Source organism: Pseudoprimorskyibacter insulae (assembly GCF_900302505.1).
GTDB lineage: Bacteria > Pseudomonadota > Alphaproteobacteria > Rhodobacterales > Rhodobacteraceae > Pseudoprimorskyibacter > Pseudoprimorskyibacter insulae.
The window spans coordinates 16,914-35,967 of record NZ_OMOJ01000010.1; the positions used below are offsets into that span (position 1 = coordinate 16,914).

17 protein-coding genes, 3 pseudogenes and 1 other annotated feature are annotated in these 19,054 nt (G+C 60.7%); of the genes and pseudogenes, 9 read left to right on the forward strand and 11 right to left on the reverse strand.

What is annotated here, in order from left to right; translation table 11 throughout:
* Positions 1-171 precede the first annotated feature (171 nt).
* From repB to PRI8871_RS16325, 3 genes are all read right to left on the reverse strand, one after another.
* Positions 172-1,173: a plasmid partitioning protein RepB gene (repB, locus tag PRI8871_RS16315; protein WP_108887267.1), complete on the reverse strand. Its 1,002-nt coding sequence runs from the start codon at positions 1,171-1,173 to the stop codon at positions 172-174.
* Positions 1,170-2,357 (reverse strand): plasmid partitioning protein RepA, encoded by a 1,188-nt coding sequence (gene repA, locus PRI8871_RS16320; RefSeq protein WP_108887268.1) that lies wholly within the window; start codon positions 2,355-2,357, stop codon positions 1,170-1,172. Before repA ends, repB begins: the two co-directional genes overlap by 4 nt.
* A gap of 157 nt (positions 2,358-2,514) precedes the next feature.
* Positions 2,515-3,408, reverse strand: a complete 894-nt coding sequence (locus PRI8871_RS16325) for a LysR family transcriptional regulator (RefSeq protein WP_108887269.1) — start codon at positions 3,406-3,408, stop codon at positions 2,515-2,517.
* A gap of 108 nt (positions 3,409-3,516) precedes the next feature.
* Here PRI8871_RS16325 and PRI8871_RS16330 point away from each other — a divergent pair, with 108 nt between their 5' ends.
* A complete protein-coding gene (locus tag PRI8871_RS16330; RefSeq protein ID WP_108887270.1) occupies positions 3,517-4,797 on the forward strand; it encodes a gallate dioxygenase in 1,281 nt (426 codons plus the stop codon).
* A 112-nt stretch (positions 4,798-4,909) separates the two neighbouring features.
* On the opposite strand, the pseudogene PRI8871_RS16335 reads toward PRI8871_RS16330, so the two are convergent.
* Positions 4,910-5,107, reverse strand: a pseudogene (locus PRI8871_RS16335) (tyrosine-type recombinase/integrase); the annotation flags it as partial.
* Positions 5,108-5,162: 55 nt separating this feature from the next.
* On the opposite strand from PRI8871_RS16335, the pseudogene PRI8871_RS16340 reads away from it, so the two are divergent.
* From PRI8871_RS16340 to PRI8871_RS16360, 5 genes and pseudogenes are all read left to right on the forward strand, one after another.
* Positions 5,163-5,740: pseudogene (locus PRI8871_RS16340) on the forward strand (transposase); the annotation flags it as partial.
* Positions 5,444-5,560: a sequence feature (AL1L pseudoknot), on the forward strand. (Overlaps the previous pseudogene by 117 nt.)
* A pseudogene (locus PRI8871_RS16345) lies at positions 5,736-5,870 on the forward strand (electron transfer flavoprotein subunit alpha/FixB family protein); the annotation flags it as partial. The pseudogenes PRI8871_RS16340 and PRI8871_RS16345, both read left to right, overlap by 5 nt.
* 504 nt (positions 5,871-6,374) lie before the next feature.
* A complete protein-coding gene (locus PRI8871_RS16350; RefSeq protein ID WP_042463316.1) occupies positions 6,375-6,581 on the forward strand; it encodes a cold-shock protein in 207 nt (68 codons plus the stop codon).
* Between the two features lie 97 nt (positions 6,582-6,678).
* Positions 6,679-7,650 (forward strand): fatty acid desaturase, encoded by a 972-nt coding sequence (locus PRI8871_RS16355; protein ID WP_108887271.1) that lies wholly within the window; start codon positions 6,679-6,681, stop codon positions 7,648-7,650.
* Positions 7,651-7,699: 49 nt separating this feature from the next.
* Positions 7,700-8,377 carry a hypothetical protein gene (locus PRI8871_RS16360; protein WP_108887272.1) on the forward strand — a complete coding sequence of 226 codons (678 nt, stop codon included), beginning with the start codon at positions 7,700-7,702 and terminating at the stop codon, positions 8,375-8,377.
* A 175-nt stretch (positions 8,378-8,552) separates the two neighbouring features.
* Here PRI8871_RS16360 and PRI8871_RS20245 read toward each other — a convergent pair whose 3' ends face one another.
* Complete coding sequence (locus PRI8871_RS20245; protein ID WP_219929036.1) at positions 8,553-8,837, reverse strand: SIS domain-containing protein; 285 nt, start codon at positions 8,835-8,837, stop codon at positions 8,553-8,555.
* 24 nt (positions 8,838-8,861) lie between these two features.
* Positions 8,862-9,788, reverse strand: coding sequence for a LysR family transcriptional regulator (locus PRI8871_RS16370; protein WP_108887273.1), 927 nt, complete (start codon positions 9,786-9,788; stop codon positions 8,862-8,864).
* 123 nt (positions 9,789-9,911) lie between these two features.
* On the opposite strand from PRI8871_RS16370, the gene PRI8871_RS16375 reads away from it, so the two are divergent.
* The 3 genes from PRI8871_RS16375 to PRI8871_RS16385 all read left to right on the forward strand — a co-directional run bounded on the left by PRI8871_RS16375 (position 9,912) and on the right by PRI8871_RS16385 (position 12,633).
* A complete protein-coding gene (locus PRI8871_RS16375) occupies positions 9,912-10,901 on the forward strand; it encodes an aldo/keto reductase (protein ID WP_108887274.1) in 990 nt (329 codons plus the stop codon).
* A 164-nt stretch (positions 10,902-11,065) separates the two neighbouring features.
* Positions 11,066-12,064 carry an aldo/keto reductase gene (locus PRI8871_RS16380; RefSeq protein WP_281258641.1) on the forward strand — a complete coding sequence of 333 codons (999 nt, stop codon included), beginning with the start codon at positions 11,066-11,068 and terminating at the stop codon, positions 12,062-12,064.
* Positions 12,065-12,399: 335 nt separating this feature from the next.
* Positions 12,400-12,633, forward strand: a complete 234-nt coding sequence (locus PRI8871_RS16385; protein ID WP_108887275.1) for a DDE-type integrase/transposase/recombinase — start codon at positions 12,400-12,402, stop codon at positions 12,631-12,633.
* Positions 12,634-12,687: 54 nt separating this feature from the next.
* On the opposite strand, the gene PRI8871_RS16390 is transcribed toward PRI8871_RS16385, so the two are convergent.
* Genes PRI8871_RS16390 through PRI8871_RS16410 form a run of 5 tightly spaced genes read right to left on the reverse strand, consistent with a single transcriptional unit; the run spans position 12,688 to position 19,053 of the window.
* The gene (locus PRI8871_RS16390) at positions 12,688-14,019 is read right to left on the reverse strand and encodes a lyase family protein (protein WP_108887276.1); all 1,332 of its coding nucleotides are present in this window, start codon (positions 14,017-14,019) and stop codon (positions 12,688-12,690) included.
* A gap of 16 nt (positions 14,020-14,035) precedes the next feature.
* Positions 14,036-15,643 (reverse strand): dipeptide ABC transporter ATP-binding protein, encoded by a 1,608-nt coding sequence (locus PRI8871_RS16395; protein WP_108887277.1) that lies wholly within the window; start codon positions 15,641-15,643, stop codon positions 14,036-14,038.
* The gene (locus tag PRI8871_RS16400; RefSeq protein ID WP_108887278.1) at positions 15,640-16,554 is read right to left on the reverse strand and encodes an ABC transporter permease; all 915 of its coding nucleotides are present in this window, start codon (positions 16,552-16,554) and stop codon (positions 15,640-15,642) included. The genes PRI8871_RS16395 and PRI8871_RS16400 overlap by 4 nt, the downstream gene beginning before the upstream one ends.
* Positions 16,551-17,468 carry an ABC transporter permease gene (locus PRI8871_RS16405; protein WP_108887279.1) on the reverse strand — a complete coding sequence of 306 codons (918 nt, stop codon included), beginning with the start codon at positions 17,466-17,468 and terminating at the stop codon, positions 16,551-16,553. The genes PRI8871_RS16400 and PRI8871_RS16405 overlap by 4 nt, the downstream gene beginning before the upstream one ends.
* A 55-nt stretch (positions 17,469-17,523) precedes the next feature.
* Positions 17,524-19,053: an ABC transporter substrate-binding protein gene (locus PRI8871_RS16410; protein WP_108887280.1), complete on the reverse strand. Its 1,530-nt coding sequence runs from the start codon at positions 19,051-19,053 to the stop codon at positions 17,524-17,526.
* Position 19,054: the final 1 nt, after the last annotated feature.

The window sequence follows — 19,054 nt, forward strand, 5'->3', positions numbered from 1 at the left end:
ACAAGAAAAATGACGCAAAAATCGGTTCCGCGAATCACTTTGGACTTGCGGTTAAACGCTCGGGTCACTACCTTGAAGATGCTAAAAACAAGTTAGGGTCTCGTAGAGCGTCGCTTTGCGGGGCCTTTTCTTTTGTCGGCGTATGCCTCCTTTTTATTTGTTTGCTCGTCCTCAGTCTTCCGCGCGCTGCCAGCGGGCGTGAAGATCGTTCAGTACCTCTTGCGCATTGGCTTCGAACCAATTGGCAAAGGCGCTGTCATTCAATGTCATGGTCACCCCTTTGGGGCCGCGTTTCAGCGTGCCGCCCTGCGCATCGCCCAAATGCAGGGCACGGGCAGGGGCGGATTTGGCTTTGGACGGGGCAGGGGAGGCGGTCTTGGGCTGGGGCAGGGCGGACATCACCGCCTCAAACGCCTGCACCGATACATCCGCCGGATCTTGGTCGCTGCCTTCGACCAGCGCCAGATCCGCTGCGGTATAGGCCTTTTCGACCACGGCAATCAGGCTGTCAGGGTCGACGCCTGTTGCCTCCAACGCTTTGCCCAAAGCTTCCCACCGGGGGCGGCCAACGCCATGGGCGGGCCCGATGGCGCGGATCAGGTCCGGGCCGACCATTTCCACAATGGCCAGCGCCATTGAGATCGCCGATTTTGTCACCGTCAGCACTTCGGCGACCTGCGATTGATTGCCAAAGCCCTGCGCCACCAGTTCCTGCGCGAATAGGGCCTTTTCAATATAGGACAGATCGCGCCGGGCCATGTTTTCCGAGATTTGGGCGCGGACGGCGGAGTCTTCGTCCAAGTTGGCCACAAGGGCACGGACCTTGGTCACTTTTTCGGAGAGTTTGATCGCCTCAAGACGGCGGCGGCCATAGACCAGTAGGTATTGATCGGCCTCAGTCGGGTGACGGCGTACCAAAATCGGGACGGTCTGGCCCGTTTGTTCAATCGAGGCTTTGAGATCTTCGACATCTTCCGGCTCTAGCCGGTCTTTGACGCGCAGGTCGCGGATGGTGTGCGGGTCCAGTTCCCAGACGTGGTGGGAATCCACCGCATCGCGGGCCGACCGAAGCGCCCGATTGGTGGACATCATCGAACCGGGCGATGCGCCACCTGCCCCCGCTGCCGCGAGGCTGTCGAGCATGGACAAACGTTTTTTCTTACTGGTCGTCATGTCCGTCCCCATGTCTTTTGGATCAGGTCCGCGATTTCATCGTTCACCGCGTTCACGCTCTCGATAGCGCGGTCATAGGTGGTGCGGGTGAAGGCGCTGCGTTCGACTTCGTAGAGCGTTTGCTTGGTCAGACCGGCGTCAGAGATGGCGGTCGATTTCAGCATTGGGGCATTCAGAACGTTGTCGCCGTACATGGTGCGCAGGAAGGCAACGATCCGGTTTTGCGGTGCGTCTGACGGTTCATACCGGGTTAGGACATAGCGCATCCAGTCGTGGCTCATGTCGGCGCCGCTCTCGGCGATCACGTCCATCAGATCGGCGGTCATGCGCAGGAATTGCGACATGGACATCACGTCGAGCATTTCGGGGTGAATGGTGACCAGCACGCCGGTGGAGGCCGAAAGCGCCGACATGGTCAGGAAGCCAAGCTGTGGTGGGCAGTCGATGATGACCACGTCATAGTCTGATTCAACCTGTGTTAGAGCCTCTTTTACCCGGAAAAAGAACAGACCCGCGTTGCCTTGGGATAAGGCGCGGGGGGTTTCATGTTCAAATTCCATCAGTTCGAGGTTACCGGGGATCAGGTCGAGATTCGGCAGGTAGGTCTTGCGGATCACGGCCGAAATGGGCGCGGGATCATCGTAGCGGATCGCGTCATAAAGCGTGCCGCCATCCACGAGATCAAACTCGGGCTGCACGCCGTAAAGCGCGGTCATCGACGCCTGGGGGTCAAGGTCAATCGCCAAAACCCGGTAGCCCAGAAGGGCAAGGCGTTGCGCCAGATGGGCCGAGGTGGTGGTCTTGCCCGAGCCGCCCTTGAAGTTCATAACGCCGATGACTTGCAGATGGTCGCCTTCGCGGCGTCCGGGCAGGTAGTCACCGGGTTTTCTGGCCGTCTTTTCAAGTAGATCGCGCAGTTCTTGGATGTCATGGACGGAATAGAGCCGCCGATTGCCCGGTGTCATTTCGGGCGAGGGGCCTTTGCCATCCAGATGCAGTTTGCGCAGGTAGCTGTCGTTCACGCCCAGCAGGGTCGCGGCCTCACCCGAGGTGAATTTGCGCATGGCCTTTTCGGCGTCGGGGGGAAAGAGGCTTTCGCGCTGCGAATGCAATTGGCCAGCGAGCCATTCGGAATGGTCGCGGATGACAGAGTTGAGATCTGCGGTCTTTGTGTCTTTGCTCATTGCCCGACTGCCTTTGTGGCGTGTTCACGGAGTTTGACGTTTATCGCCAATTTTTCGTGACTATTGCCCAGACCGTGGGTGGCGTGCAAGTGTTTTCTAGTCTGGCCGGTATGTTGGGCGCGGGGATTGGTGCCTGAAAACAGGCTCTAACACAGGGCTAAACGCCTGAACAGACCTCGGTCAGGAAGTCCAGAAACACCCTCAGGCGGGGGGACATCAGGCGGCGACTGGAGTAGACGGCCGAGAGTTGCGACGCCGCCAGATCCAGCGAGATATTGGCAAACACCTCTTTCAGCGTACCTGCGGCCAGCTGATCGCGGCAGTACCGGCGGGGCAGGAGCGCGGCTCCGCCGCCGCTCATGACGGCTTGGCGGACGATCAGCGGGTCGTCGGTGCGGCTGATCCCGGTCTGCATGTCGATCTGCGCGGCGCGGCCTAGCACGTGCACCGGCAGGCGGGGCAGGGCATATCGGCGTTCGCAGATGGCGACATAGGCCGGAACCTCGGCGGGGTCTGGCGCGGCGGGAAGGGCGGCGGCGACCTTGGGCGAGGCGACCCAAACCAAAGGCCCGGCAATCAGCTTGCGCGCCACCAGATCGGAATCTTCCAGCGCGCCGACCACAACGGCGATGTCGCATCCTTCGGGCAGCACCTCTTTGCCCGGCGAGGTGCCAAGATCGAGAGCGACTTCGGGATAGCGGGCGTGAAAGGCGGGTAGGCGCGGGGCCAGCACCTCTTGGGCGAAGGCGGGGGGCAGAGATACGGTCAGCCGTCCGCGCGGCGTCTGGGTCAGCCCCATCATCAGCGCATCGGCTTCGCGGGCCTGTTCGCTGATGGCCTGCGCCAATTGCACAAAGGTTTCGCCTTCGCCGGTCAGCCGCAAACTGCGGGTGCTGCGTTCAACCAAGCGCAGGCCAAGCGCCTCTTCCAGGCGCGCCAAGGCGGTCGAAACCGATGACTTCGGCATATTCAAACGGGTGGCGGCGGCGGTGATCCCGCCGGTTTCAGCAATCGCCACGAACACAGGCAAATCGTCGATCTTCCAGCGCATGAGGGCCCTTTATTGTCCGAATAATTGAACGCTGATGACGGTATTAGCATGATTGTTCGGATATATGGAAGGCGTTAGCGAGTAGAGAACACGATAGGAGGACATATCATGGCTCGACTCATTGGCGGCATCGGCGCGTCACATTCCCCCACCATTGGCTTTGCCAAGGACACCGGCAAACGAAATGATCCGGCCTGGGCGCCGATCTTTGAAGGGTTTGACGTGGTGCGCGACTGGGTCAAGGAAAAGGAAATCGACGTCATTTTCCTGATCTACAATGACCATGTGACCTCGTTCTACTTCGACCATTATCCGTTCTTCTCCATGGGGATAGACGCGGAATATGTGCCAGCGGATGAAGGTGGCGGCCCGCGTGATGTGCCGCCCGCCAAGGGGCATCTGGGGCTAAGCCAGCATATCGCCATGGCCCTGACTGCGGATGAGTTCGATATGTCCTTCTTTCAGGGTAAGCCGGTTGATCATGGGTTTTTGTCGCCGCTGTCGATGCTCGGCGATGAAAATGGCGCGTGGCAGGGCAAGGTTGTGCCGCTGCATTGCGGTTTGCTGCAATTGCCGATCCCCACGCCCAAACGCATGTGGAAGCTGGGCAAATCGCTGCGCAAAGCGATTGAGAGCTATCCCGAGGATATCAACGTCGCGATCATGGCAACCGGCGGGCTGTCGCATCAGGTGCATGGTGAACGCGCCGGGTTCCTGAACGAAGACTGGGACGAGCGGTTCTTGGATCTGCTTCATTCTGAGCCGCAGACCTTGGTGGATATGCGCTTGGCCGAGTATGTGGTCAACGGCGGCATGGAAGGGGCCGAGGTGATCATGTGGCTGATCATGCGCGGGGCCTTGTCGGACGATGTGTCCTTGGTGCATCGCGCCACCTATGCGCCATCGGTGACCAATATCGCGACGCTGATTTTCGAAGATCAAGGCACGACCCCCGATGCCGCCGAGCTTGAGGCCTATCGCGCCCATATGGGCTATCATCTGGCCGGGGCCGAAACCGTGGCGGGCACCTATCCGTTCACCCATGCGGTCAGTCAGGCGAATTTCCGGCTCAACAGCTTTTTGCACGATCTGATCATTCCGGCGCACCGGGCGCGGTTTGTCGATGACTTCGATGCGCTGGCGGCGGAATGGGGCCTGACCGATGACGAGATTGATTTGGTCAAGGGCCGTAAGTGGATTGAGCTGATCCGGCGCGGCGTGTCTTTCTTTATGCTGGAAAAGATGGCCGCCGTGGTCGGCGTCTCCAACCCGGAGGTCTATGCCGCCTTCCGGGGCGAAACGCTGGACGAATTTCTGGCGACGCGCAAAGTGCCGATGAAATACTCGGTCGCTGGGGGCGATAAGGTCCGCCAGATCGACAAGGCGTAATTGACGAAACCTTTGACCCATGGGCCTAGGCCTGTGGGTCTTGTTGTTTGCGGGGGCAGTACTGTTTGCCTGTCCAGAGAGTGCGCGGCAGGCGGCGTGATGGGGCAGGGCGTCAGAGACCGGCAGCTTTGGTCAGGTTCACCCGGAACCGGTCGCGGCGGCGCTGGTAGCGGCGGGTCATCTCGGCCGAGGCGTGCCCCAGTTGCTTCTGGACGTAGCGCTCATCGACTTCTGCCGAGCTGGCGAGACCGGCGCGCAAACTGTGGCCGGAGAACAGCGCCAGACGCTCTTTCTCGGGCAGGTCGGATCGACTGAACCGCGCCGGGTTTTCCGGAGGCTCCAACTGCTGAGTGGGATGGAGCATCATGAGCAAGCCTACGAACAAGTTTTCCCCGGAAGTACGCGAACGCGCGGTGCGGATCGTACTCGACAATGAGGGTCAGCACGGATCTCGCTGGCAGGCGATCACGTCGATTTCTGCGAAGATCGGATGTTCGGCGAACACGCGGAATGACTGGGTCAAGAAGGCTGAGGTCGACGGCGGCAAGCGCGCGGGCGTCTCGAGCGAGATGGCCGAGAGGATGAAGGCGTTGGAGCGGGAGAACCGGGAACTGCGCCAAGCGAACGAGATCCTGCGCAAGGCGTCGGCTTATTTTGCAATGGCGGAGCTCGACCGCCGGTCGAAGTGATGGTGGATTTCATTGAGGCGCATCGTAATGCGCACGGGGTCGAGCCGATCTGCGCGGTGCTGCCGATCGCCCCTTCTACCTATTACGATCACCTGGCGAAGCGGGCTGATCCAGCGCAATTGTCTTATCGCGCCGGTCGTATTGTCGCCCTGCGTCCCGAGATCGAACGCGTCTAGGAGGAGAACTACCAAGTCTACGGCGTCCGCAAAGTATGGCGCCAGCTTGTCCGGGAAGGGTTCGATGTCGCGCGTTGCGGGCATGAAGGACTCAAAGGTCATCGTCGCGATCAACAAAGACGAAGAAGCCCCGATCTTCCAAGTCGCCGACTTCGGCCTCGTCGCGGACCTCTTCGACGCCGTCCCCGAACTGACCGGGAAGGTGTGACTATGTAATTTCGACTATTTTGCGATATTTCGTGCATCATGTCCGTCTCAACGGCATGAACCTGCGGAACCGTGTGGCACTGTACATCAATAGGGCCAGACGCTACGCCGACAGGATCCGAGGTCGCATTCTCGGGAACCAGAGACCCACCGTTGGCCCAAAGCAAAGCCGACAATACGCCGTTAAGCGGCGATCCGTTCCGGGCGTCACGATGGCCCCGCGACGTGGTTTCCGTCTGCTCATGCGAAAGAACGATGGCGAGACGCGGAGCTTGAAAGGAATTTTGTCATTGGCCGCAAAAAATGTACGGTGATTTCGGAAACAAATTCCCATCCTTCGGTCTTGGCTCTTGTGTTTCTGCTCCCAAGTCTCCATCTGTGGCGTGCTAACGTGATTCTCTGCGACCCTCTGCTTCCGTTCATCCGGCTACAGTCGATCTCTAAGTCTGACTTTGCCGGGCTGCCGCATGTTGTGGGCAGCATTCTAGAACAGGAGACCACGGATATGGCTAATGGCACCGTGAAATTTTTCAACACTCAAAAAGGCTTCGGCTTCATCGAAACCGAAACCGGTGGCAAGGACGTTTTCGTCCACATCTCTGCTGTTGAGCGCGCTGGCCTGACCGGCCTGTCGGACGCCCAGAAGGTGACTTTCGACGTAGAAACCGGTCGTGACGGCCGCGAAAGCGCGACCAATCTCGCGCTCGCATAAACGCGACGCTCGGGCTCTCTCCTCAGAGAGCCCGGGCACCGCGACCGACTTCAGTTCCAGCACCGAAGGTCCGGTTGATGCCGGTCAATGGAACCGTGTGCTGACCCGGTATCGGGCGCCCGACCCCGTGCGCAGCGTTCTGGAATTGATCGTCACGCTTGTGCCGTTTTTCGCGATCTGGGCAGTGGCGTGGTGGGTGCTTTCATACAGCACCGCGCTGGCCTTGTTTCTGGCGCTCGTGAATTCGGCCTTTGCCGTGCGGCTGTTCGTGATCCAGCATGATTGCGGCCATGCCTCTTACTTCCGCAGCAAGCAACTTTGCAATTGGCTCGGACGCGCTATCGGCGTGATCACCCTCACGCCCTATGACGTCTGGCGCGAAACCCACGCCATCCACCATTCCTCCACTGGCAACCTCGACCGGCGCGGTGTTGGCGACTTGCCGACCCTGACTGTGGATGAGTACCGTGCGAAAAGTCTGGTTGGGCGGGGCCTGTACAGGCTTGTCCGGCATCCGCTGTTCCTGTTCGGAATAGCGCCCTTCTACACCTTCTTCCTGCAGAACCGCCTTCCGGTCGGTCTCATGTGGTCGGGGTGGAAATACTGGCTTAGCGCCATGGCCACGAACGCCGCAATCGCTGCGTTCCTCTCTGCTGTGATCTGGTTCGGCGGATGGCAAGTGGTACTCATTGTTTACCTTCCCACGATGTTCCTCGGGGCAAGCATCGGCGTATGGTTTTTCTACGTCCAGCACCAGTTCGAGCACACCAGCTGGAACAGCGAAGCGGACTGGGCCATTCAGAACGCTGCCCTTGAGGGCAGCTCGCACTACGATCTTCCGCCAATCTTGCGCTGGGTCACGGGAAACATCGGCGTTCACCACGTCCACCATCTCGCCAGCCGGATCCCGTTCTATCGCCTTCCTGAAGTGCTTCGCGACCATGACGCGCTGGTGAATTTGAACCGTGTGACCCTGCGCGAAAGCCTAAGTTGTGCCCGCCTCGCGCTTTGGGATCAGAGCGGACGCCGGTTGGTGACATTCGCGGAGGCACGACGTCTGCCGGCGTAATCCGGCTACAAGTTAATATCGCCTACAACCATCTCGGGAGAAAGCCATCATGACGCGCTTCAGCACGGAAGGTAAAACGGCAACGGGCCGGGATCTCTTCAAGGACACAAAGGAAAAGAAGGCGGTGGAACGGTCATCGGATACGCCGGTGGCGATCCAACTGGGCGAACATGGGCGGTACCAGATCAAATCCGGTCGCCTTTCCGGGGAATACGTAGCCCGGGCCTTTCCGAAACCGCCGACAAACGCACGCGGCCTGATTGCCGAAGCAAGAGGGGCGACGGAAGAGGCTGCGATCGCCGCATTGCACGAAGTCATCGACGCACGGGAAGTCCGAAGAACAGACGATCGTCGGGCCGATCCGACAACAGGCTTTTCAATTCCGAGCATTGAAGAATATGCCGAAGCGATGGCCCAGGTCGCGCTTTCGCGCCCGCAACACGCTATGCTGACCGCCTTGGCCTTTGCCGAAGATGGCGGAATGTCAGAAGCAAGCTTGGCAAACGCGGCCGGATACAAATCAAGGGCGTCATCCAATCGCGCTTTTGCCTCTGCTGGCCTGTTGATCGCCAATTATCTTTCCTTGGAAGCAACGTCTTCCGTCGCAACAGACGAACACGACGGCACAAGGTTCTTGGGATACCGCGGCAAGCAAAGAAACGATGAAGATCCGGGGAACTGGCTACTTCACGCAGAGCTGCGCGACGCCGTCAGAAACGCACGGTAACGCCCTAGTTGCCAAGGCCCCTACCCTTCCGAGTTTGCGCTGTGTCGCTTTGAATTCAACGAGGGACAGCAGGCCACTGCGTCGACTTCGGACTCGCCCGATCAATCGACGCCAGAACGGCCAAGCGAAGCGTCTACAAATCGGCAGGCTCTTCTCAAGGTCGATCAGCCTTGCGTCACAATTGGAATTTCAGGGTGTGTTGACCCGCTCTGCAAACGGGCAGCCGTCGCAAGGACAATAGCATCGCGACGCAAGGTGGCGCTGCAATCGACCTTGAAAACCTGTGCCTAGACTCTGGCACAGCGAAAAATGCATCAGCGGATTTTGCGAGTGGAGAAAGTGTACTGTCAGAAATCGCGACGGTTTCCACTTCTTTTTCGCGGGTGTCATGCACGATTGAGACCACTTCGTTGGCATAACAACGAAACGAGACCCCGACCAGAACGTCTTGGTTTGTCATCACCAGTGCCGTACGCTCATAAATTCAGTGAAGGTCGGTCCGCACTTTTGCGGCCACGTCCGCCCCCCCACGCAACGCATCCACCACCAGCGAAAACGCGGCAGACGGTTGTCGCCGCGTGGGGTAGTAGAGGTGATATCCGGAAAATGGCGGACACCAGTCTTCCAGAACGCGGACGACCGAGCCATCGGCGATCATCGGGCTGGCAATGTCGTCAGAGACCATGGCGATCCCGTAGCCTGCTTTCACTGCTGCAAGCACGAGCGGCGAGCCACTGAATGTCAGTTGGCCGTCCACCCGGACGCGAACCTCTCGGCCATCCTTTTCGAACTCCCAGGCAAACAGCCCCCCCAAGGTGCTCTGACGGATGTTAATGCAACGATGCTGGGCCAGATCGTAGGGCGTTTTCGGAATCGGGTTTCGGGCAAAATACTCAGGCGAGGCGATTGCGGCCATGGTCAGATCAGGCCCAATCCGCATAGAGATCATGTCTTTGGCGACGGATTCGCCAATGCGCACTCCGGCATCGAAGCGATCGGCGATGATATCGACCAATTGATTGTCGATGCTGAACTCGACATGCACATCCGGGTAGTTACGCAACATGGGTTCCAACCGTGGCCAGATAAGCGCACTGGCGGCATATTCCGGCATCGTAATCCTGATCGTGCCTGAGGGTTTGTCGCGCAATTCAGTCGCGTCCTTTAGCCCGGCTTCGATCTCGCTCATGGCCGGTGCGAGCCGCGCAAGAAGCCGTTCACCGGCTTGGGTAACGGATACCTTGCGGGTCGTCCGGGTCAGCAATCTGACACCAAGCCGTTCCTCCAGCTTTCGGACCGTGTAGCTCAGCGCCGATTGCGACGTGCCTGATTTTGCCGCCGCGCGGGTGAAGCTCCGCTCCTGTGCCACTGCCAGGAACGCCGAGAGTTCACCCAGTTCATCGCGCTTCATTTATCGAAATCCAATATTACTTCATGCCAACTATATCATCTAATCTAACAATGAAAAAGACGATAACTTCTCCACACAGACAAATCCCGGTGGCGATGCGCCGTCGTGTAGAAGGAGAAAACCGTGGAGAAACGGCGACTTGGCGCTCTTGAAGTGTCCGAAATCGGCTATGGCTGCATGGGGTTGGACGGCTCTTACGGCCAAACAGTTGCGCGGGACGAAGGCGCAGACCTCATCCGGGCGGCGTTCGACCGCGGCGTGACGTTTTTCGACACTGCAGAGGCCTACGGACCTTTCACCAACGAAGAACTTCTGGGCCAAGCGGTGAAGCCGTTCCGCGATCAGGTGGTGATCGCCACCAAATTCGGTTTCGGCATCAACCCCGATGGTTCACGCTATGGGCTGGACAGCCGCCCGCAGAATATCCGCGACGTCGTCGATGCCAGCCTGTCGCGGCTGAAGGTCGATTATATCGACCTGCTCTTTCAGCACCGTGTCGACCCAGAGGTGCCGATCGAGGATGTGGCCGGGACCATCAAAGACCTGATCGATGCGGGCAAGCTTAGACATTACGGCCTGTCGGAAGCCAGCGGGACGACCATCCGCCGCGCCCATGCGGTACACCCCGTTGCGGCCGTGCAAAGCGAATACTCGCTCTGGACCCGTGACGTTGAGCAAAACGGTGTACTGGCGGCCTGCAACGATCTGGGGATCGGCTTCGTACCCTGGAGCCCGCTCGGGGCTGGCTTCCTGACCGGGACCATTACGGCAACGACTCCGCTGGACGCGACGGATTTTCGCGCGATCTCGCCACGGTTCACGGCGCAAGCACGTGCGGCGAACATGGCGTTGGTCGACCTGATCAAGGCGATCGCCACCCGCAAGGGGGCCACGCCAGCCCAGATCGCACTCGCATGGCTGATGGCGCAGGGCCCCAGCGTTGTCCCCATCCCCGGCACGACCAAGCTCCACCGCCTGGAAGAAAACCTAGGCGCGGCAACGGTGGTTCTGACCACCGAGGATCTGGCAGAGATCGAAACGGCCACCCGGCAGGTCGTGATTGAGGGCGCGCGTCTGCCGGAATTTATCCTGACAATGACAGACAAGGACTGATCACTATGACAAACAAAACCAAAACTTCGATGGACCGCCGGACATTTATGGGTACGGCCGGGATGTTGGTGGCGGCGCCTCTGCTGGCCGCTGGCACGGCAAACGCTTAAACGGCGACACCCCAGACGCCGCTGACCTCTGGTGCCGTCGGCAACCATCGCCTCTTGGGCGGAAAACTGGACGTTTCAAGCGTCGGCCTCGGGGTTCAGAACATGACCCGAACCTACCAGACCCTGATCCCCAATCGATCCGAGATGCTTGAGATCATCCGCCGAGCCCATGACGAAGGCGTGACCTTCTTCGACGCAGCCGAGGCTTATGGCCCCTTCGTCGTCGAAGAGCTTTTGGGCGAAGCGATCGAACCCTTCCGCGACGAGGTCGTCGTCGCCACGAAATTCGGTTGGAACATTGACCAGGATACCGGAGCACGGCTGCCGGGGTTGAACAGCCGTCCGGAGCATACGCGCGTTGTGGTCGAAAACATGCTTCGCCGCCTGCGGACCGACCGGATCGACCTGCTATATCAACACCGGGTCGACCCCGAGGTGCCGATCGAGGATGTCGCCGGGACCATCAAAGACCTGATGCAGGAAGGCAAGGTTTTGAACTGGGGCATGAGTGAGATGGGGCAGGCAACGCTGCGCCGCGCCCATGCCGAAACGCCGCTGACGGCAGTGCAGAACGAATACTCGATGCTGTGGCGCGGGCCCGAAGATTGGGTGCTGCCCACCTGCGAAGAGCTGGGCATCGGCTTTGTTGCCTGGAGCCCGCTCGGCGTCGGCTTCCTGACCGGTGCCATCGACATGCAAACGAGCTTCGCCCCAGCCGATACCCGCGCGATGGAGGGCCGCTTCGATCCGGAAAACCGTGAAAACAACCTTGCGCTGGTTTCTCTTACCAAGGAATGGGCCGCGCGCAAGCAGGTCGCACCGGGGCAGATCGCGCTGGCGTGGTTGCTGGCGCAGAAGCCCTGGATCGCGGTGATCCCGGGGACAACCCAGATGGCGCATATGATGCAAAACACCGGTGCGCGCGACGTCCGTTTCACACCCGAGGAACTGGCCGAATTCACCACCGCCCTGAATTCGATCGAAGTCCGCGGCGAACGCCTTCCGGCATGGGTGCTGGCCTTCTCAGAAGTCGAAGCACCGCTGAAAAAGTGATGGGCCTCATGCGGCATAATTGCTGACTTTCGCCCCGTGGGTGCGATTTGATGAGCGACCTTCATCGGACCGCACCCTGAGGTGAGATAACAACGTCAACCGCCGACAGTCTCTCGCAGCAGGTTTCCTAGCCGGCAAATGACAACAACCGCGCAAGCGATGCCAAAGCGAAGTACTTTTCGGAACCAATCAATACGGGTCTGTAGCATTCACTAGCCTGCCGCCGCAGGCTCAGTGTGTTCATGATAATGGAGGAGCCGATGGCACAGCTCAAGAACCCGTTCAAGCGGCATCGGTTTCCGGGTGAGATCAATGCCCAGCTCTGACCGGAAGATGTGATCCAGCAGGTGGATCGGAAGTCCCTGAACAACTGGATAGAAAGCGATCACGCCGCGTTGAAGCAGCGGCTGCGACCAATGCGGTCCTTCCGAACTTTGGCCGGCGCCAAAGCGGCCCTCGCAGGGATCGAGACTTTCCGCACAATCAGAAACGGCCAGTTCGAGAACTGCAAAGTCTGCGTGGCCAAAAAAATCATCTTCGTCGCCAATCTCTTCCCCGAAGCCGCATGATGGAAACTGGGCACGCCCCTATTGTGCGGTTCCCAGGTTAATGCAGCAGACCCATTACAATCGTTCGGCCGTTCTCCGACCCGCGATGGCCGCGTCGCGGGCGATGGATGAACTGTCTCCGCAATAGCCCGTAGGATCGAGCGCATCGGCGATCTGGGCGTCGCTGAGATGGGCGAGAACCGTACTGTCATTCCGGAGTGCGTCAGCGACACTGCACTGTTCCTCAGAGTGGTTCTCTATCGCATGATGGACCAGATCGTGGGCCTCTGCGCGACCGATCATCGGGGCAAGCATCATCATCAGCCGTTCCGTGGCGATGGCACCGCCAGTCAGGTTGGCGTTGCGCGCCATGACCGGCGCATTCACTTCGATGCGGGCGATCAGCCCTTCAAACCGCCGCGCCATGTCCCAGGCCAGCGGGATCGCGCGATCCAGGATCGAGCCCAGAAGCTGGTTCGTGGCCGAGTCGCCTTCGTGGCTTGACCGACCCGTTTCCATGGCGGGAGCGGCAAGGCCACGCAGTTCGGCCGTGTCGGCCAGAACCCGAACCACGTATTTCGGATTGATCTTGTGGGGCATGGTAGAGGACCCGACCGTACCATGATCGAGCCGCTCGGAGATCTCGCCTATCTCCTGAGACATGAGCAGGTAGAGTTCTGATGCGATGCGTTCCACCGTCATTGCCAGAAGCGACAGTTGGACGACATAGTCGGCGAAAAGATCGTTGTTGGTCCGTCCGGGCACAAGCAGTTCGCGCAGACCAAGACGGGCCGCTAGCCGACGATTTAGTTCGCGCCCCTCGGCGCCGAAGGCATGCATCGCTCCGACCGCTCCGCCGAACGGCAAGGCAAAAAGGCGTCGGGCCCCGCCATCCAGCCTGTCGACCGACCGGGTCAGTTCTTCGATCCAGCCGGCAACCTTGAAACCGAAGGTGATGGGCAGCGCATGCTGGCGATTGGTCCGGCCCGCCATGAGCGTGTCTGCATGTGTATCGGCCAGATCCGAAAACCGGGTCAGGACCCCGGCCAGCGCCTTGCGGATTTCGCGATCGGCTTCGCGGACCAGAAGGATGCGCCCGGTCTGCATCACGTTTTGCGTCGTTGCACCCCAGTGAACATAGGCTCCCGCCTCGCCTGCCGTGCGCGCCAGCAGGCGGGTGAGCGACAGGATCGGGGCATGCGTGACCTGGATGTCGGCCTCCAGCGCCTCGATACCGATCACATCAAGCCGTGCTGCGTCGCGGATGCCCTGAGCGGCGGATTCAGGTATGACCCCCATTTCAGCCTGAACTTCGGAAAGCGCGGCCTCTACGTCCAGCCAGGACTGCCAGAGGGTTTCGCGGGCGAACAGGGTGCCTGGCGTCAGGGCCGGTGTGTTCAGCATCATGGTCTTCCTTCGGAGGTCATGCGATTTCAAAGCGCGGGGCCGCCGCAAGCAATCGCGCCGTGTAGTCGCTGGTCGGGCGGGACAGCACCGCCGCCGCAGTGCCCTCTTCGACAATCCGACCGCCGCGCATGACGACGACGCGGTCGGCAGTCTGGTGTACCACGGCCATGTCATGCGTGACCAGCAGCAGGGTCAGGTTCATCCGTTCGCGCAGGTCGTCCAACAGGTCGAGGATCTGCGCCTGCACCGAGACATCGAGCGCCGAGGTCGGTTCATCGCAGATCAGCGCCTCCGGGCCGGTTACGAGCGCGCGGGCGATGGCCACGCGCTGTCTCTGGCCACCCGAGAGCTGAGACGGATATGTGTGGATCAGCCGTTCGGGCAAACGGACCCGTTCCATTGCCTCGCGCACGGCCTCTAGGTTGGCAACGCGATCACGTTCGCCGCGCAGGACCAGCGGCCGGGCAATGATTTCGGACAGACGCCTCCGCGGATTGAGCGAGGTGTAGGGATCCTGAAAGACCGGCTGGACAAAAGCCGCACGTTCCGCCGTCGGGATGTCGTGGATCGGGCGCCCGGTCATCAGGATATCGCCCGAGGTCGCTTGGTCGAGCCCCAGCAATATCCGCGCCAGGGTCGACTTGCCCGATCCGCTTTCTCCGATCAGCGCCAGGGTCTCGCCCCTCTTGACCGACAGCGACACGCCGTCCAGCGCCCGGATCTCGCGCTTCGGTTCGAACAGGCCCTTGCGCGTCATGTAGACGCGGGTGATGTCGCGGGCGACGATCACCTCGTCGGTCCTCGGCAAGGTCGGGGCCGGTCGACCGGGCGCCCCGTCCAGACGCGGCACGGCTGCTAGAAGTCTGCGGGTGTAGTCGTGCCGGGGGTCGAACAGCACGTCCCGTGCCGTCCCCTGCTCCACGATCTCTCCGCCATACATCACCGCCACGCGGTCGGTACGCTGCGCCACCACGGCCAGATCGTGGCTGATCAGGATCAGCCCCATCTGACGTTCGCGCCGCAGGTCATCCAGCAAGTCGAGGATCTGTGCCTGCACCGTCACGTCAAGCGCCGTGGTCGGTTCGTCCGCGATCAGCAGGTCGGGGTCGAGCATCAGGGTCATGGCAATCATGACTCTCTGGCGCTGGCCACCCGACATCTGGTGCGCGTATTGGTTCATCCGGCCTTCGGGGTCGGGAATGCCGACACGGTCCAGAAGGTCGATCGCCTTCTTGCGCGCCGCGGCGGAGGACAACAGGCCGCGCGCCACCGCAGCTTCGGTCATCTGCCGCCCGATGGTGTAGACCGGGTTGAGCGAGGTCATCGGTTCCTGAAAGATCATGCCGATGCGCGGCCCCGCGATCGTCCGGGAGAACACCCCGTCCTCGAGAGCCGGCAGGTCCTGTCCGTCGAAGCTCAGCCGGATCGCGCTGCATTTGGCACTGCGCGGCAGCAACCGCATCAGGGCCAAGGCGGTCATCGACTTGCCGGACCCGCTTTCGCCGACGATCCCAAGGGCCTCGCCGCGATCCAGGGCCAGTGTCACGTCGCGCACGACATGAAGCGGTCCATCCGGCGAGCGTAGGAAAATGTTTAGGTGGTCGATATCCAGAAGCGTTTTCATTCGTTGCGCCCTTCCGGCGAGGTGATGTCTCGCAGCCCGTCGCCCATGAGGTTGGCGCCTATGACAAGCAGGAACAGGCAGATGCCCGGCAAGATCACCAGCCAGGGCCGATAGAACATCGCCTGCTTGCCTTCGGCGATCATCAGACCCCAGGACGGGGTCGGCGGTTGGATGCCAACGCCCAGAAAGCTCAGCGAGCTTTCTGCCAGGATCGCGATACCCAGTTCGAAGGTGAAAATCACGATGATCGACGACATGAGGTTCGGCATGATCTCGTACCAGATGATCTGGCGCGGGCTCGCCCCGGCGGCTACGGCCGCCGCCACGAAGTCGAGCGAGCGGAAGCGCTGCGTCGCGGCGCGGGTCACGACCAGATAGTAGGTCCAGTGCAGCACGCCGACGATGCCGATCACCACCCAGATGGAAGGGCCGATGATGAAGACCAGCGCCATGGCCAACAAAAGGCCAGGCAGAGCAAGCTGTGCCGTCAGCAGGAAGCTGATGCCGTGGTCGATCCAGCCGCCGAAATATCCGGCGATCACGCCCAGTGTCACGCCAATGATCAGGCCGACGGTCGCGGCGCCGATACCGATGGTGATCGACACACGGGTGCCGTAGATCAGGCGGCTGAGGTAATCGCGACCGTTCTGGTCGGTGCCGAGGATGTGGTCCCAACGTCCGCCCTCGCTCCAGACCGGGGGCAGCATGCGGTCGGCCAGCGACTGTGCGAAGGGATCGTGCGGCGCAAGCACCGGGGCCAGGATCGCCACAACGGCGATGATCAGGATCAGGCCTGCGCCGATCAGGAACCCGGTGTGACCGAACATCCGCCTGCGGAAGATCTGGCCCGGTGAGAGGGTCGTGGTCCTGTCGAGTTCCACGGTTGTCAGGGTGATGTCTGTGTCGGTCATCCGATGCGAATCCTCGGGTCGATGGCCGCATTCAGGATGTCGGCAAGTAGGTTCATGGCGACGAAAACGATGGCGAAGACGAAGATCAGCATCTGCACGGTCGGGATATCCGCCCCGAGGATGGATTCCAGCGCCAGCCGTCCCAGGCCGTTGATGGCAAAAATGGATTCCGTGATGACGGACCCTCCGAACTTCTGGCCCAGTTGCACTGCAAGGACTGAAATCACCGGCAGGATCGCGTTGCGCAAGGCATGGCGGCGCAGCAGTTGCCACCCGCGGAACCCCTTGGACCGGGCGGTTCGGATATAGTCCGCGCCCATCACTTCTATCAGGCCGGTGCGGGTCAGGCGCATCACCGCCGGGACGGAGGACGAGCCGAGGACGAAGGCGGGAAGGACGAAGTGACGCCAGGTGCTATCGCCCGAGACCGGGAAGATCGGGATCATTACCGCAAAGACGATGATCATGATCAGGCCGAGCCAGAAGTTCGGCACCGCCTGTGCCGACACCGCGACTCCAAGCGCGAAACGGTCGATCCAGCTGTTGGGATTGAGTGCGGCGAGGGCGCCGAGAGGAATGGCAATCACGATGGTCACGGCCAGGGCCGACAACGCCAGTGTCAGCGTTTCGTCGAGCCGGTCGGCCACCAGCGCCGCCACCGGCTTGTGCCAGTAGTAGCTTTCGCCGAAATCGCCTTGCAGTACCCCGCCGAGCCAATCGAAATACCGAACCGTCAGCGGCCGGTCGAGCCCGTAGCGGGCGCGGATGGTCTCGACCACGTCGGCGGTCGCGTCTTCGCCAGCGATGGCCTGCGCCGGGTCGCTTGCGACGTTCAGCAGTAGGAAGGCAGCCAGCGAGACGGTGAAGGCGACCAGGATCGCAAGACATCCGCGAAGAAATATGTAGCGCAGCATGGTGTGGGTTCCTCAGGTTCACAGGGGGCCGCGCAGGCCCCCTGCCCGTCAAGTCTTACTTCCAAGTGGCATTCTGAAGCCTGGGCATCCCGTCGGGATCGAGCGGAAAGTCAAGGTTCGGGGATACGAGGTAGTTGGCCGAATAGCTGAAAAGTGGCGCCCAATAGGCCTGATCCGCAATGACGCCAAGCGCTTCTGAATAGATCGCCTTGCGCTTTTCCTGATCGGCAGTCTGTTCTGCCGACAGGACCAGATCGGCGAGCGCCGTGTCGCCCGACATGTTCCGGTCACTATCGATGTCGAAATGGATCCGTGCGATGGCAGCGGTGTCGGCTGTGCCACCTGACCCCCAGGTGCCGAAATAGGCCGGTATCTCACGCGCCGCCCGCGCCTGATTAAGGCTTTCAAGCTTCACATAGCGCAGGTTCAGATCGATGCCCACGGCCGTAAGGTCGGCGGCAATGGCTTCCGATGCTGCCTTGTCGCGATAGGCCCAGACCTCCAACGGGAAGCCATCAGGGTATCCCGCCTCGGCCAGCAGGGCCTTGGCCTTCTCGGGGTCATACTCATAGCGGGTGACGCTTTGGTCACAGCCAAACTGGGCGGGATGGCAGGCGGCGTGGATCGGCTCTGCCGAACCGCCGATCAGGTGCTTGGCCATGTCCGGCGTATTCAGCGCATGATTGATCGCACGACGGACAAGTACATTGGTAAGCGGTCCGTCCGGATCCGTATGTCCGGCCGCATCCAGAACCATGAACCCGACACGAAGGTCAGGTCCACTCAGATGTGTGGCCATGGGCGTGGCCCCCAGGCTTTCCGCAAGATCGAGCGGCACCTTGAACATCCAGTCGATGCCGCCCGACATCAATTCCGCCTGCTGCGTGCCGATGTCAGGAATATTTCGCACCACGATGGTCTTGATCTCGGGTTTTTTCCCGAAGAACGCCTCATTCCGCTCAAGCACCAGTTCGGTGCCGGGTTCAAAGCTCTTGACCTTGTAGGGGCCGGTGGCGATCAGGCTGTTGGCCATGGCATCGCGGTTGATGCCGTCACCTTCGCCATAGGTACCCGACTTGCGCAGCATCACCCTGTTGGCCATGTCGCGCAAAACCAGGGGATAGACCGACTTCAGCTTGAACCGGACTGTATTGGGGCCAGTCACCACAGCTTCGTCCAGCCAGCGCGAGACAACGCCGTTCGCGTTGGACTCGCTTCTCTGGTCGGCGATCCAGTTGTAGGTATAGGCCACGTCGTCGGGAGTCAGCACGGTTCCGTCATGAAACTGGACGTCGTCCCTCAGGGTAAGATCGAGCGTCAGGTCGTCGATCCACTCATAGCCGGTCGCGATGGCGGGCCGGTACTCCTGCGATACGGGGTCGAGGTCGAACAGCGTCGCATCGGTCAGCTGCGCGAGGATAATGTATTCGCGTTTGGTCGTGTAGTTGTAGTCGAGGTTCAGGATTTCCTCGGTCATTGCCGCACGCAGCGTGTCGTCGCCGGGGCCGGCGGCGGCCGGTCCCGACGCTGCTATCAATGCGATGGCGCTGGCCGCGCAAAAGGCTTTCAACTGTCTTATCTTCATG

Excerpts from the sequence above, each read along its gene's own strand:
- PRI8871_RS20245 (WP_219929036.1), bottom strand. The coding sequence starts at position 8,837 with ATGACAAACCAAGACGTTCTGGTCGGGGTCTCGTTTCGTTGTTATGCC.
- PRI8871_RS16360 (WP_108887272.1), top strand. The coding sequence starts at position 7,700 with ATGACGCGCTTCAGCACGGAAGGTAAAACGGCAACGGGCCGGGATCTC.
- PRI8871_RS16400 (WP_108887278.1), bottom strand. The coding sequence starts at position 16,554 with ATGACCGACACAGACATCACCCTGACAACCGTGGAACTCGACAGGACC.
- PRI8871_RS16350 (WP_042463316.1), top strand. The coding sequence starts at position 6,375 with ATGGCTAATGGCACCGTGAAATTTTTCAACACTCAAAAAGGCTTCGGC.
- repA (WP_108887268.1), bottom strand. The coding sequence starts at position 2,357 with ATGAGCAAAGACACAAAGACCGCAGATCTCAACTCTGTCATCCGCGAC.
- repB (WP_108887267.1), bottom strand. The coding sequence starts at position 1,173 with ATGACGACCAGTAAGAAAAAACGTTTGTCCATGCTCGACAGCCTCGCG.
- PRI8871_RS16410 (WP_108887280.1), bottom strand. The coding sequence starts at position 19,053 with ATGAAGATAAGACAGTTGAAAGCCTTTTGCGCGGCCAGCGCCATCGCA.
- PRI8871_RS16325 (WP_108887269.1), bottom strand. The coding sequence starts at position 3,408 with ATGCGCTGGAAGATCGACGATTTGCCTGTGTTCGTGGCGATTGCTGAA.
- PRI8871_RS16390 (WP_108887276.1), bottom strand. The coding sequence starts at position 14,019 with ATGATGCTGAACACACCGGCCCTGACGCCAGGCACCCTGTTCGCCCGC.
- PRI8871_RS16405 (WP_108887279.1), bottom strand. The coding sequence starts at position 17,468 with ATGCTGCGCTACATATTTCTTCGCGGATGTCTTGCGATCCTGGTCGCC.
- PRI8871_RS16370 (WP_108887273.1), bottom strand. The coding sequence starts at position 9,788 with ATGAAGCGCGATGAACTGGGTGAACTCTCGGCGTTCCTGGCAGTGGCA.
- PRI8871_RS16395 (WP_108887277.1), bottom strand. The coding sequence starts at position 15,643 with ATGAAAACGCTTCTGGATATCGACCACCTAAACATTTTCCTACGCTCG.
- PRI8871_RS16330 (WP_108887270.1), top strand. The coding sequence starts at position 3,517 with ATGGCTCGACTCATTGGCGGCATCGGCGCGTCACATTCCCCCACCATT.